The organism is Shewanella sedimentimangrovi, from assembly GCF_017354965.1.
GTDB classification, from domain to species: Bacteria; Pseudomonadota; Gammaproteobacteria; order Enterobacterales; family Shewanellaceae; genus Shewanella; species Shewanella cyperi.
In genome coordinates this window covers 1,952,458-1,966,328 of the sequence record NZ_CP071502.1, presented here as the reverse complement: position 1 = coordinate 1,966,328, position 13,871 = coordinate 1,952,458, and the positions used below count along the sequence as shown (strand labels likewise).

Annotated in this window: 11 protein-coding genes; 3 read left to right on the top strand and 8 right to left on the bottom strand. The window is 59.2% G+C overall.

The features are described 5' to 3' along the window. Positions 1 to 80: 80 nt before the first annotated feature. From JYB85_RS08465 to imuA, 3 genes are read right to left on the bottom strand one after another with little or no spacing between them, the layout of a single operon-like run. On the bottom strand, positions 81 to 3,179 hold the full coding sequence (locus tag JYB85_RS08465; RefSeq protein WP_207381833.1) for an error-prone DNA polymerase: 3,099 nt from the start codon (positions 3,177 to 3,179) through the stop codon (positions 81 to 83). Next, positions 3,179 to 4,756, bottom strand: a complete 1,578-nt coding sequence (locus JYB85_RS08460) for a Y-family DNA polymerase (RefSeq protein WP_207381832.1) — start codon at positions 4,754 to 4,756, stop codon at positions 3,179 to 3,181. The genes JYB85_RS08465 and JYB85_RS08460 overlap by 1 nt, the downstream gene beginning before the upstream one ends. Beyond that, positions 4,756 to 5,442 carry a translesion DNA synthesis-associated protein ImuA gene (gene imuA / locus JYB85_RS08455; RefSeq protein ID WP_207381831.1) on the bottom strand — a complete coding sequence of 229 codons (687 nt, stop codon included), beginning with the start codon at positions 5,440 to 5,442 and terminating at the stop codon, positions 4,756 to 4,758. Before imuA ends, JYB85_RS08460 begins: the two co-directional genes overlap by 1 nt. A 139-nt stretch (positions 5,443 to 5,581) precedes the next feature. Between imuA and JYB85_RS08450 the strand changes: the two genes are divergently transcribed. Together JYB85_RS08450 and JYB85_RS08445 are read left to right on the top strand one after the other, a co-directional pair. Beyond that, positions 5,582 to 5,938 carry an MGMT family protein gene (locus JYB85_RS08450; RefSeq protein ID WP_228730261.1) on the top strand — a complete coding sequence of 119 codons (357 nt, stop codon included), beginning with the start codon at positions 5,582 to 5,584 and terminating at the stop codon, positions 5,936 to 5,938. 13 nt (positions 5,939 to 5,951) lie between these two features. After that, a complete protein-coding gene (locus tag JYB85_RS08445; RefSeq protein ID WP_324032958.1) occupies positions 5,952 to 6,719 on the top strand; it encodes a DUF3108 domain-containing protein in 768 nt (255 codons plus the stop codon). A gap of 20 nt (positions 6,720 to 6,739) precedes the next feature. Here the strand turns inward: JYB85_RS08445 and JYB85_RS08440 are convergent, their stop codons facing one another. Next, on the bottom strand, positions 6,740 to 7,528 hold the full coding sequence (locus tag JYB85_RS08440; protein WP_207381830.1) for a class II glutamine amidotransferase: 789 nt from the start codon (positions 7,526 to 7,528) through the stop codon (positions 6,740 to 6,742). Positions 7,529 to 7,769: 241 nt separating this feature from the next. Here JYB85_RS08440 and fadE point away from each other — a divergent pair, with 241 nt between their 5' ends. Beyond that, positions 7,770 to 10,217: an acyl-CoA dehydrogenase FadE gene (gene fadE / locus JYB85_RS08435; protein WP_207381829.1), complete on the top strand. Its 2,448-nt coding sequence runs from the start codon at positions 7,770 to 7,772 to the stop codon at positions 10,215 to 10,217. Between the two features lie 135 nt (positions 10,218 to 10,352). On the opposite strand, the gene JYB85_RS08430 is transcribed toward fadE, so the two are convergent. From JYB85_RS08430 to JYB85_RS08415, 4 genes are all read right to left on the bottom strand, one after another. Then, on the bottom strand, positions 10,353 to 12,248 hold the full coding sequence (locus tag JYB85_RS08430; RefSeq protein ID WP_207381828.1) for a cation:proton antiporter: 1,896 nt from the start codon (positions 12,246 to 12,248) through the stop codon (positions 10,353 to 10,355). An 86-nt stretch (positions 12,249 to 12,334) separates the two neighbouring features. Beyond that, the gene (locus JYB85_RS08425) at positions 12,335 to 12,853 is read right to left on the bottom strand and encodes a GrpB family protein (RefSeq protein ID WP_207381827.1); all 519 of its coding nucleotides are present in this window, start codon (positions 12,851 to 12,853) and stop codon (positions 12,335 to 12,337) included. A gap of 55 nt (positions 12,854 to 12,908) precedes the next feature. Beyond that, positions 12,909 to 13,472, bottom strand: coding sequence for a L,D-transpeptidase family protein (locus tag JYB85_RS08420; protein ID WP_228730235.1), 564 nt, complete (start codon positions 13,470 to 13,472; stop codon positions 12,909 to 12,911). Then, complete coding sequence (locus JYB85_RS08415; RefSeq protein WP_207381826.1) at positions 13,469 to 13,870, bottom strand: GFA family protein; 402 nt, start codon at positions 13,868 to 13,870, stop codon at positions 13,469 to 13,471. Before JYB85_RS08415 ends, JYB85_RS08420 begins: the two co-directional genes overlap by 4 nt. Position 13,871: the final 1 nt, after the last annotated feature.

The window sequence follows — 13,871 nt, the reverse complement described above, 5'->3', positions numbered from 1 at the left end:
TCCGTCATTGAATGGATTTTGCCATTGAAAGGGATCAGCCGTTGAATGGCCACAGCCAGGGTATTGAGGCCCGCCTGCGGCTAATGAAAGTCCCGGGATGTTACCAGCAAATCGGCCATCAGGGCGGAAATATCTTCCAGGCGCCCGGCAATCACATGGGTCACCCCATCGGCGTGTTCCACCACTCCATCCACCTTCAAAATTGTTGATGTCAAATAGGGTTTCCTCTGGGCCCTGGCGGTACCCATCCAGACCACCAGATTAATATTGCCCGTCTCATCCTCCAAGGTAATAAAGGTGACTCCCGATGCTGTGCCGGGCCTTTGCCTTCCGGTCACCAAACCGGCCACCCGCACCACCTGGCCGTGACGACAGTTTGCCAGTGCTTTTGCGGTCAAACATTTTGACAGCAGATTGCGCTCGCGCAGCAGCAATAAGGGGTGGCGTCCCAGGGTCAGACCCTTGCTGTCATAGTCGGCCCGTAAACAGTGCACCTCATCGGGCGCCCGCAGCTGCACCCGGGTATCCAGTGACAAAGGCTCATCGAACAGCGGCAAGGACGCCTGGCGGGCAGCCAGTTGCCAGCGGGCCTGGTATCTGTGCCCCGCCAGTGCCTTGAAGGCATCGGCTGCCGCCAGGGCCTCCAGCTCGCGGCGCCCAAGCAGGGGTTCAAGCTGCGTCAACTGCTCAAATCCGGCCGCAGGGCGCTTATCAAGCACGGCTGCCATGGTTCGGCGGCTCAAGCCCTTGACCATGCGAAAGCCGAGGCGGATGGCAAAACCAGATGCAATCGGCGTTAAATCGTTATCCCACTGGCTGTGATTGATGCACACATCCAGCACTGTCACCCCATGGCGCCGGGCGTCCTGTAGCAGTTGCGACGGGCTGTAAAAACCCATGGGCTGGCTGTTGAGCAAGGCGCAGCAAAAGGCCGCCGGAAAATGATGCTTGAGATAGGCAGACACATAGGCCAGCAGCGCGAAGCTGGCGGAATGGGACTCGGGGAAACCGTATTCGCCAAAGCCGCGTATTTGGCGGAAGATCTGCCGGGCAAAGTCCTCGCTGTAGCCCCGTGACTGCATGCCCTCCAACAGCTTGTGTTCGAACAGTTCCAGCTTGCCGCTCTGCTTCCAACTGGCCATGGCACGGCGCAGCTGATCCGCCTCACCACCGGAAAAACCGGCCGCCACCATGGCCAGTTTGATCACCTGCTCCTGGAATATCGGCACCCCCAGGGTGCGGCTCAGCACCTCACGCACCGCCTCGCTGGGATAGGACACGGGCTCTAATCCCTTGCGCCGCCGTAGGTAGGGATGCACCATATCCCCCTGAATGGGCCCGGGTCTGACTATGGCTATCTGGATCACCAGATCGTAATAACAGGCCGGCCGCAGCCGCGGCAGCATGGACATCTGCGCCCGCGATTCCACCTGAAACACCCCTATGCTGTCACCGCGGCTGAGCATCTCATACACCTCGGGCTGCTCCGGGACTATGCTGCCCATACCAAAGGGCCCAACGTGGCGCCTGAGCAAGGCAAAACACTTGCCTATGGCTGTCAGCATGCCGAGCGCCAGCACATCCACCTTGAGCAATCCCAGGCTTTCGAGATCGTCCTTGTCCCACTGGATCACCGTTCTGTCCGCCATGGCGGCGTTTTCCACCGCCACCAGCTCGCACAGGGGACCGGCGGAGATCACAAAGCCGCCCACATGCTGGGACAGGTGCCGGGGAAAGCCCAGCAGCTGGGACACCAACCCCGGCAACAGGGCCTCGGGCCCCTGCCCCGGCAACTGGGCTTGCAACTGCTGTTGCCAGGGGTTAGCGGGATCGCGCCTGTCCACCGCCTTCACCAGTCGCGCCAGCAGTTCCCGGTCCAGCCCCAGGGCCTTGCCGACATCGGCCATGGCACTCTTGAAGCGGTAGCTGATCACGCTGGCGGCGAGGGCCGCCCGCTCGCGGCCGTACTTGCGATAAATGTACTGGATCACTTCTTCGCGGCGCTCATGTTCAAAGTCCACGTCTATGTCCGGCGGCTCCTGGCGTTCGCGGGAGATAAAGCGCTCAAACAGCATATTGACCCGGGTGGGATCCACCTCGGTGATCCCCAGGCAATAGCAAACCACGGAATTGGCCGCCGAGCCCCGGCCCTGGTGCAGGATCTTGCGCCGCCTGGCAAAGCGCACCAGATCGTAAATGGTCAGAAAAAAATACTCATACCCCAGCTCGGCGATAAGGGTCAGCTCGTGTTGATACTGGCTGCGCACCGCCGCCGGCACCTTGAGGCCAAAGCGGCGCCTGGCCCCGCGGGCCACTTCCCGGGCCAGATAAGTTGCGGCACTCATACCGGGGGGCACCAACTCGCCGGGATACTCATACTTCAGCTCGTCGAGACTGAAGTCACAGAGATCGGCCAACATCAGGCTGCGGGCCAGCCAGGGGGCGGGATAACGCCGAGCCAGCAGGGATAAGGGTTTGAGATAATGCTCGCCGTTCTGACTCAGCAGCCCCTGGGCCTGGTCGAGACTGGTGCCGTGGCGGATGCAGGTCAGCACATCCAAAAGGGGCTGGCGTGCCAGGCAGTGCATGCGCACATCGCCGCCGGCCACACACTCGATGCCGCTGCGGGCCGCCAGGGTCTTGAACGCCGTCAATGCCAGGCTATCTGCGGCGGCCAGGCTGTGCTCGGCCAGCAGCGACAGCCGCTCGCCAAATACCTGCTGCAGGCTTGCGGCGGTTTCCAGCCAGGTGGCCGGCAGGGCCTCCCCGGCCTGCAGGCAATCCCGGGGCGGTCGCCACAGCAAGAGGCATTGGCTCAGGGCCTCACCATCGGCGACAAAATCCGTCAGGGCAATGTGGTATTCCCCCTTGGGTGCCCGGCGCCGGGCAAGGCTTATCAGGCGGCAAAGCTGACCATAGCCCAGGCGGCTGGTGGCCAGCAGCACCAACAGGCCCTCGGGCAGGCGAAAGTGGGCGCCAATGATGAGTTTGATATCGAGCCCCTTGGCGGCCTCATCTTTGGCGGCCTCATGGGCCTTGACCACCCCGGCCACCGAGCACTCATCGGTCAGCGCCAGAGCCTTATAACCCAGGCGTGCCGCCTCGGCCACCAGCTCGGCAGGATGGGAGGCGCCGCGCAGGAAACTGTAGTTGGAAATGGCATGCAGCTCGGCGTACATCAGAACCACCCGTGCAGGTACAGGCCGAGATCGCCGTCGATCCGGCTGCGAAACACCCAGCACAGGCCGCCGTCCCGGTGGCGGGCCAGGTAATAGTCGCGCTGTTGTGGTTGCTGTTGCCACCAGGGGCTGCGAAAGCGCTCGGGCCCCCGCAGCAATACTATGTCGTCGGCGGTAATGGGGCTCGGCGCAGGCAAGAGCCAGGCAGGGCGACAGGCCAGCCTTTGCCTTGGGCTGAGTCCGCCTCCCTCGCAGGGCTCCCCGGCGCCGTGGGCTTGCCAGGCGGATTCAGGCAACAGGGCATCCCGGAAACTGAGGCGCTTCAGGCTCCGGGCCCCAAGTCTTGCCTCCAGCCGCGCCAGCAGGATCTCCTGCTGCTGCTCTTTGGCCATCAGCCCCTGGCTCTTGGTCAACTGGCGTCTGGGAACAAAGCGTCTGGCCGCCAGGGTCAGGGCCACCACGGGCTGACTCAGGCTGTGGCGTTCCAGTTGCAGCCGGCACAGACTCAGCAGCGCCTCGGCCTGATACTCGGCAAAGGGATAGCTCAGTTCCAGTTGCAAAGGGGCGGCGTCCGGATCCCGATAATGCAGGCTCAGCGTCAGCTGCTGCAGCGCCAACTGCCGCTGGCGCAGATACAGGGCCAGTTCGGCAAACATGCGCCCCAGCACAAACACCAGTCCCTGCAATTCACAGGCCTCGAACAGCAGCTCCTGCTTGTGCCTGTAGTGCTCCGGCAAGCGGTAATACTCCAGGGGCTGGGGCAGATCGCCCCTGATCCTGGCCAGCAGACCGGGCAGCCCGGGGCCGAAGCGGATCCCAAGTTCGGCGGCGGGCAACGCCAGCAGCATTTGCAGTTGCACTATGCCCATGCCGGCAAGGCGCGCCAGGCTGTCATCATCCAGCGGCAGCATCTCAACCGGCACGGATCCCAGCGCCCTTGTCAGCGCTTTTGCCTGCGCTGCAGAATCGCTTGGCGGCGCTTGTGCGGCATCGGCGGCTGTAAGGTATTTGGACTCCTGCGGCCACCAGCCCCCTCTGGAACCATTGTCAGAGCCACTGCCTGAGCCACTGTCAGCACCACTGCCAAAGCCGTATGCAGTCAAGGGGCTGTGACGGGCAAGCAACTGGGCCGACAGCGGCGTGGGCCCCAGCGCCAGGGACACGCTGAACCCCAGCGTCTCGAAGCGGCGGCGACAGGCCAGCAGCAAGGGCGGGAGACCGCCGAAGATCTGCGCCATGGACCCCACTTCCAGCAACAGGCTGTCGGGGCAAAGGCCCTCCTGTCCCGGGGGCACCACCCGGGCACTGAAGCTGTAGGCCTGGCGGCAAAGAAATTCCCGCGCCTGCTGCGCCAGAGCCGCCGACCCGGGAAAGGCCTCCAACGCCGGGGCCAGCAGGGCCGCGGTGGCCATGCTCTGGCCCGGCGCTATACCGGCCGCGCGGGCGATATCGCAGCGACTCACAATGCGGGCTTTGGCGGGGTCGTACAGCACCATGGCCCGGGAAGGCTCCAAGCCATGCCGGTAACGCAGAAAGTCCAGCTGCCAATGAGGCAGGTACAGCGCCAGAAACAGCATCAGCCCCAGGGCCCCCGGATCAATTGACCCACAGGTGCATTGGCGGGCAGCAGCCTGTCATGGAGCGCCAGGTTCAGTGACACCTCCCCGGCGCCGCCACGGCGCTTGAGCAGACGGAGCCGCACCTGTGCCCCTTCGCCGGGCTCCAGCGCCAGCTTGAGCGGCACCGGATGGGCCTCTTGCTGGGATGGCAGGCAGACTATGCCGAGACTCTGGCCTTTTTCACTGGCCAGTTGCAGACGCCTTGCTTCACTCAGACTCAGGTGCGTCAGCCAGGCGAGCACCAGCTGGCAGCCGCCACTACTCAGCGCCTGCTCCATGGCCCACAGCTGCTCCTTGCGATCCCGGCTATCAACCCAATAGAGCCGCTCTATGGCTATGCCCTGCTGCAACAGGTATTGGGGGACGGGCAACAGCGGCGGCGCCACCAGCAGCACCAGGGCATCGCTTTCATGGCTGAGCGCAGCCAACAGAGGCGACAGCAGCGCCAGTTCCCCGAGCCCGGGATGGGGACAGATGAGTTCGCACACCCCCTGCCGCGGCCAGCCGCGGTCAGGCAACAGGGCATCAAGGCTGTCAAAGCCGCTGCCATGGCCTGGCACCAGCGGCGCTATCTCTTGCCCAACCCAGATATCCTGGCGTGCCAACAGTGATGGCAAGGCATGCACTGACTGTCGCTCTCCCATATCGGCTCCCATCAATCAAATACTGTGTTTATATACAGTATAGATAAGCAGGCATGAAACGCCAAGCCCCTTGCAGGACTAGGCAGCCGGGATGGCAGCCGCTACACTGCCGCCACAGGACAACAGCACGGGAACCGCCATGGACTCCTCTTTACCCACCCTGGGCATGAACGAAAAAATCTGGTTAATAGTGGCCATGATCCCCGAGGGCAAGGTCTGCAGTTATGGCCGGATCGCCGATTATGCCGGCCTGCCTGGCCGGGCCCGCCACGTCTCCAAGGCACTCAAGCTGGCGCCTTGCGCACTGGGGCTGCCATGGCATAGAGTCATTAATAGCCAGGGCAAAATCTCCTTTCCACTCGACACTGAGGGTTTCCGTGAGCAGCAGGAATTGCTGCGGGCCGAGGGTGTGACAGTGAACCGGGGCAGGATTGCCTTGTCTGAGTATGAGTGGCGCCCGGATCTGGCGACTCTGGTCATGGCCATGCCTTTCTGACTCAAGGAGTTTTATGCGTACTACTTATATACGTACTTTTATGCGTGCATTGGTGTTTGCGCTGACCGCGCTGCTGAGCCTGGCACTCCCAGGAGCCTGGGCCCAAAGCCCACTGGCACCCCAAAGTGCCGAGTACAAGGTATTTTACGGTGACATCGAACTGGGTCAGGCCAGATACATACTGCCGCCGCCCGACGGCAACTTCTACCAGTACCAATTTGATTCCAGCCTGAGCCTGCTGGTACTGAGCGACATGCGCCATATCCGCACCGAATTTACCCTGGAGGGCACCAATCTGTCCCCGGTGCGCTTTATGCACCAGCGGGAAGGCACGGGACCGAATTTCAATGAGCAGGCCGCCTTTCTCAAGGCCCAGGGCGTGGTGCACAGCCGTTATAAGGATGAAAAGGCCAAATTGCCCTATGAGGGTGAGCTGCACGATCCCATGACGGTGCAGTTGCAGCTGCGGTTGGATCTCAGCGCCGGTAAGGAACACATGCTGTATCGTCTGGTGAAGGACAATGAAATTGACGATTACGAGTTCAAGTTGGTGGCCAAGGAGCAATTGATCCTGGCCAGCGGCAGCTATGACACGGTCAAACTGGAAGTGGTACGCAAGAACAACAAGCGCCAGACCTTTATCTGGTTTGCCCCATCACTGGCCTATCTGCCGGTGCGCCTGACCCACTTCGAAAAGGGTGACAAACAGCTGGACATCCAACTGCTGAGCCACCAGTTCAGCGAGATGCCTCCCCAACTGGCCAATAGTCCCGCGTCCTGATCTTTGGCAGGCAGCGGGCATTAGCCCGGCTGCCCCTCACACAACAGCTCGCCCCTGGCAAACAGCTTCCACTGCCCCGGTGTCATCAACTGCCAGGCCTCATTGTCGGTCAGCGGCCGGGTGGCAATGACGGTCACCACGTCTTTGGGGGTGGTTTCCTTGTCAAAGTCGATGACCACGTCCGTGTCTATCAACTTGGCCTTGCCAAATGGGGCGCGGCGGGTGATGTGACACAGGTTATTGCTGCAAAAACACAGCAGGTGCTCACCATCTGTGAGGATCATATTAAAGACGCCCAGGGTGCGGATCTGCTCTGCCAGCGCCGCGGCATAGCGAAACACCGCCTGCATATCCTCGGGCGGGGTATCGCCAAAGTGCTTGACCAATTGCTCCAGTAACCAGCAAAACGCCAACTCACTGTCGGTATCACCCACGGGGCGGAAGCGGCTGACGGGAAAATGTGGCAGATAATCACTCAACTGACCGTTATGGGCATAGGTCCAATAGCGACCCCACAGCTCACGGCTGAAGGGGTGGGTATTTTCCAATGCCACCTCACCGCGGTTGGCCTGACGAATGTGGCTGACCACTACTTCGCTCTTGATGGGATAGGATTTGATCAGTCTGGCAATAAGGGACTGGCTGGAGGGATGGGCATCCTTGAAGGTGCGACTGCCCTTACCCTCGTAAAAAGTAATACCCCAACCGTCCACATGGGGACCGGTCACGCCGCCACGTTCGGCCAGGCCTGTAAAGCTGAAAACAATATCAGTGGGCACATTGGCGCTCATGGCCAGCAATTCACACATCTTTTCCAAAACCCTGTCAGCAAAATGCAATTAACTGATTGTAACCCCTGGGCTTGTTTATCGGAAAGCCGTGACCCTCCAAAAAATTTAAACAATTGTTTGAAAATCACTTGTGTTCCCTTGCGCTTGGGTTTAATTTTACTGCAACACAGGTCTGACCACAGACTATAATTGTGATCAGAAGCGCGTTAATTTTTGCAGACCCGTGGTGGACACAGGTCGCGTTACAAGGAGAACTACAGTGATTACCCTACTCTGGATCATCGCGTTTATCGCGGTCTTGGGTGCCTGCGCTTACCTGCGGGTATCCCTGCTGACTGCCACCTTCGCGGCAGCCATAATGATGACCGCAGGCTGGACCCTGGATTTGGTTGGCACCACAGGCGGCATTATCTTCCTGGCCATCGCCCTGCCACTGAATATCAGCAGCATTCGCCAAAGCCTGTTTACCCGTCCCCTGCTTAAACTGTACCGCGGCATCATGCCGGAAATGTCTTCCACCGAAAAGGAAGCCATTGAAGCCGGTACCACCTGGTGGGAAGCGGATCTGTTCGCCGGTAACCCCAACTGGAAAAAGCTCCACAATTACCCTGTGGCCCGTCTGAGCGCCGAAGAGCAGGCCTTTATCGACGGTCCGGTCAACACTGTGTGCCGCATGGTCAATGAGCATCAGGTGTCCCACCAGTTGGCGGACTTGCCCCCTGAAGTGTGGCAATACCTGAAGGACAACGGCTTCTTCGCCATGATCATCAAGAAGAAGTTCGGTGGTCTGGAATTCTCTGCCTATGCCCAATCCCGGGTTCTGCAAAAGCTGGCCGGCGTGTCCAGTGAGCTGGCCTCGACCGTTGGCGTACCCAACTCCCTCGGCCCCGGTGAACTGCTGCAACACTACGGTACCAAGGAGCAACAGGATTACTACCTGCCACGCCTGGCCAAGGGTCAGGAAGTGCCCTGTTTTGCTCTGACCAGTCCGGAAGCGGGTTCCGATGCCGGTTCCATCCCCGATTACGGCGTGGTCTGCAAAGGCATGTGGAAAGGTGAAGAAGTGCTCGGCATGAAACTCACCTGGAACAAGCGCTACATCACCCTGGCCCCCATTGCCACTGTGCTGGGTCTGGCCTTTAAACTGCGTGACCCCGAGCGTCTGCTGGGCGGCGAGGAAGAGCTGGGTATCACCTGCGCCCTGATCCCCACCGACGTGGAAGGCGTGGAAACCGGTCGTCGCCACTTCCCGCTGAACTGTATGTTCCAAAACGGCCCCACCTTCGGCAAGGACGTATTCGTCCCCTTAAGCTTTATCATTGGTGGTCCCAAGATGGCCGGCCAGGGTTGGCGCATGCTGGTTGAATGTCTGTCCGTGGGTCGCGGCATTACCCTGCCCTCCAACTCCGCCGGTGGCATCAAGACTGCCGCCCTGGCAACCGGTGCCTATGCCCGCATTCGTCGCCAGTTCAAGCTGCCCATCGGTAAGTTGGAAGGCATTGAAGAGCCCATGGCCCGTATCGGCGGTAACGCTTACCTGATGGATGCCGTGACTGCCCTGACCACCACGGGTATCGATCTGGGGGAAAAACCTTCGGTGATCTCCGCCATAGTTAAATACCACCTGACCGATCGCATGCAGAAGTGTGTTATCGATGCCATGGATATCCACGGCGGCAAGGGCGTATGCCTTGGCCCCAACAACTATCTGGGCCGCGGTTATCAGGCAGCTCCCATTGCCATCACGGTGGAAGGTGCCAACATACTGACCCGCTCAATGATCATCTATGGTCAGGGCGCCATCCGTTGCCATCCTTATGTACTGGCCGAGATGGAATCCGCCTTTGATACCGACGTGCGTCAGGGCCTGAACAAGTTCGACGCCGCCCTGTTCGGTCACATCGGCTTTACCATCAGCAACCTGGTGCGCAGCGTGTGGATGGGCCTGACCGGCAGCCGTTTCTCCAACGCGCCCTACGGTGACAAGACCAAGCGTTACTATCAGCACATGAACCGCTTCAGTGCCAACCTGGCCCTGCTGTCGGATCTGGCGATGGCGACACTGGGCGGTAACCTCAAGCGTAAAGAGCGTATTTCTGCCCGTCTCGGCGATCTGCTTAGCCAGCTGTACCTGGCCTCTGCCACCCTTAAGCGTTATCAGGATGAAGGCCGTCAGAGCGACGATCTGCCACTGGTGCAATGGGCCGTGGAAGATGCGCTGCACAAGCTGCAATCATCACTGGATGAACTGCTGGACAACTTCCCTGCCGGTTTGGGTGGTGTTCTGCGGGTACTGCTGTTCCCCTTCGGCCGTCCGCTGAAGCGTCCAAGCGATGTGCTGGATCACAAGGTTGCCAAGATAATGCAGACCCCTTGCGCCAGCCGTGAACGTCTTGGCCAGGGTCAGTTCTGGGAAAACTGCGACAATAACCCTGTCGGTGTTCAGGAACAGACCTTCAAGGACATACTGGCCGCCGAACCGCTGTACGAGAAAGTCTGCAAGGCCGCCGGCAAGCGCCTGCCCTTCATGTGGCTGGATAAGGTTGCCGCCGAAGGCAAGGCTCTGGGTGTGTTGAGCGATGCAGAAATCGCTCTGCTGGAAAAAGCCGAAATCGGTCGCCTCAAGTCCATTAACGTGGATGACTTTGCGCCCGAAGAACTGATGGCCCAAACCCTGTCAGGCAAACGCCAGGAGCAGGCTGCTTGATCCCTATCCCAAATCAAGCCAAGCCCGATTGAAGTAAAAAGTTGAAGTGAAAAATAGTTGAAGTGAAGAAAAAGCGGCGCCCCTGGGCGCCGCTTTTATATTCAGGAACTGTCACTCCAAAGCAAACAAATGGACTCAGCCGGCCGGCATCTGTCCTTCCCTGTCTTCCGCCCTTGCCTGCTCCACATCCGTTTGCTGCGCCCTCTCCGACTCCTGCTGCAGTTTCTCCTGCTGCTCTTTGGCACACAGCTGGGCTTCCAGTGGGATCAGACTCAGCAGCTCTATACCCGCTTGTGGCAACTGCTCCGTGCCTGTGACGACAAAGAGTTTGTCATTTTTGAGATACACCAAAGGCAGCACGGTATCGCCGTAACGCTGTTTGAAATCGCTCAGGGTAAAGTTATCCCTCAAATTGGTGCTCTTGATAATGGCACCCTTGGCCATCAGGCTGGCCATTTTGGCGTAAGAAACCCCCTCACCGAACAGGCACAGGCGCTTCATATAAGCCTCGGAGGCCTGATGACGGGCACTGCCGGGTTCCATATTATTCAGGCCAAACACCTTGTTACGGCCGTAATAGTCCTGAAAGTGAAAGCTGACCAAGGGGTTAAGCTGCTTGTAGGGCGACATCACCAATACCCTGCCTATGCCGGTCAGATCGAGATAGGTTTCGGCATGCTCAGAGGCTGGGTTGCCGAAATACACAGGGATATTGTCCATCCTTGCCAGGCGGATGTTGTTCCAGTTGGTGTCGCTCAGCACCACGCGGACATTACGCGCCAACAGCAGCTTGGCCAGATCCCGTGCAAAAGAGGAGGCTCCAAAGATAAGTAAACCCTGAGCAGAACCCGCCCTGACATTCAGCATCCGCGCCCAGCGCCCGGCGGTTAAACTCTGAATAACCACAGTGCCTATGATGATAAGGAACACCAGGGGCACCAGATTTTCGGCCCCCGGCACCTGCCGGGCCTCCAGCTTGATGGCGAACAGGGAAGATACGGCCGCGGCCACTATCCCCCGCGGCGCCACCCAGCTCAGAAACCATTTCTCCCTCGCCCCCAGTGAGGTGCCTATGCCGGACACCCACACGCACAGGGGTCTGGCTATCAACATCACCACCGCCAGCACGGCCAAGCCGCCCCAACCGAGATCCAGCATGGCATTGGAATCGAGCCGTGCCGCCAGCAAAATAAACAGCGCCGAGATCAGCAGCACGGTCAGGGTTTCCTTGAACTCCAGAATGGACTCAATGTCCACCCCGCGCATATTGGCCAGCCAAATGCCCATGACGGTCACGGTCAGCAGGCCGGACTCTTCCTGCAGCAGGTTGGAGCCGACAAAGGTGCCGAGCATCACAGTCAATACCGCGGTATTTTTCAGGTAATGGGGCAAGAGATCCCGCCGCAGCACCCATCCAATGCCATAACCCGACAGGACACCGAGCCCAATCCCCAGCCCCAGCATGGATCCCAGAGCGGTGAGCAAATGTGTGGTTTGATTGTTGCTGACACTGATAAATTCAAATACCAGCACCGCCAACATGGCGCCAATGGGATCTATGACTATCCCTTCCCACCGCAGGATCCCGGCCAGCTGGGAATGGGGCCGGACGCTGCGCAGCATGGGGACTATCACGGTTGGGCCTGTGACCACCACCAGGGCGCCAAACAAGAGCGCCAGCGACCAGTCAAACTCAAGAAAAATGCGGGTAGCCAAGCTGATACAGCCCCAGGTGATCAGCATGCCCAAAGTGACCAAGTGGGTCACCATCCGGCCATAGTCTTTGATTTCGTTGAAATTGAGTGTCAGCGCCCCCTCGAACAGTATGACGGCAACCCCAAGGGAAATTATTGGAAACAGCAGATAACCGAACAGGGCATCGGGATCGAGCAGTCCCACACCGGGCCCGAGCAGCAAACCGCACAGCAGCAAAGGCAAGATCGCCGGCACCCTGAGCTTCCATCCCAGCCACTGGCACAGCAGTGACAGTACCCCTATCAGTGCCAACATGGCGGTAATACGTTCGACCATGGGGTCTCTCCCTGAAAAAGCCTTCAGCGGTCAAGATAGCAGAAGCTGATGACAATTTTCGCTTTTTCCGGGACCAGGCGGTTTCGTTAGCGGCGGGTATACCAAGCCAGCGCCAAGGTCTCGTGTTGACCTATGAAAGCATCTTTTCCTGCCTGATAGGACTTGGCGTCGTGCCAGTGCTCGGCGGCGAGTGCCATTTTCAAACCGGCATAGGCCTGCACCACATCAGGATGTGCCCTCAGATAGTCCCGAAAGGCCAGATGGCGCAGCAATTGCGCATCGCCTGCCCTAAATACGTGGATATGATGGGTCCGTCTGGCACCGCCCTTTCTGAAGTAGCGCCGCCCGGGGATGCCGTTCTCACCCTTGGCTTCATAGCCCAGGGCCCTCATGGCGTGCTCGCAGCCGTCGACCTCAGCCAGAGAATGAACGGCTATCAGAATATCCAATATGGGTTTGGCGGCGAGCCCCTCCACCGAGGTACTGCCCATATGGTGGATCTCCAGGGCATTGGTGCCAAGCACCTGTTGCAGAGCCACTTTTTCCTGTTCAAATAGCCCGGACCAGGCGGCATCGTAAGCCACCACGGATATTTCTCGATTCACTACAACCTATCCTCTTTTTTTATATTCATTTTTATCTTTGGTGCTAACAGCACAGTTACCACTCGATTTGGATCTCTGTCCCCACATCCACCAGAGCCATGAACTCGTCCATTTCGGCATTTGTCAGTGCGATACAGCCGTCGGTCCAATCAAATCTTTGGCTGATGGGCGCGAGCCAGCTCAGCCAATTGCGTTGCCCGTGCACCATAATAAAACCGCCAGGTTCGACGCCCCTGGCCTTTGCGGAGATCTTATCGACGGCATTGGGATAGCTGATGTGCATGGCGCGGTAAAAGCGCGAGTCTTCCTTTTTGTAGTCGAGGCGGTATAGCCCCTCCGGGGTTCTCTCATCACCTTCCTGCTGCTTATGCCCCTGAGGGTTGGCGCCAAGCGCAATACGATAGGTCTTAACCGGCTGGCCACCGCTCAGGAGAACCATTTTCCGCTGCGACTTATCCACCTTAACCAAATCGACCTTAACTAAATCAACTTGAGCCAGTCCGGCCCAGGCAAAAGCAGCAGGATGGGTAAAGCCGATGGCCAGACAAAACAGCGCCCTGGAGACAGTCCTAAGCCAAGCCCGCATTGGGGAACCATGGTAGGCAAGGCTTATGTTCATGGGGTTCTGTCTGCCGGGTGGTTGACCCCGTCATTGGTCACTACGTCACCGAGGTCAAATGGGTTTACTCCCTCCAGGCAGCCGAGATTATAGCCATATTCCTCAGGGTTGGAGCGGCGTTGATGATGGGTATAGACGCCGCAGATGGAGCAAAAATAATGCTTGGCAGTCATGGTGTTGAACTGGTACAGCTTGAGCACCTCGGCGCCCTTGATAATCTTGATGCCGTCCAGCTTAACCGAGGCCACTATGGCGCCCTTTCGGCGGCAAATGGAGCAGTCACAGCGGCGCGGATTTTCCACGCCAAAGGGCAAGGTCAATTCCAACTCGACCGCGCCGCAATGACAGCTGGCCTTGTGCACAGACATGATTTCCGTGTTACCGATTTTTCGATACATG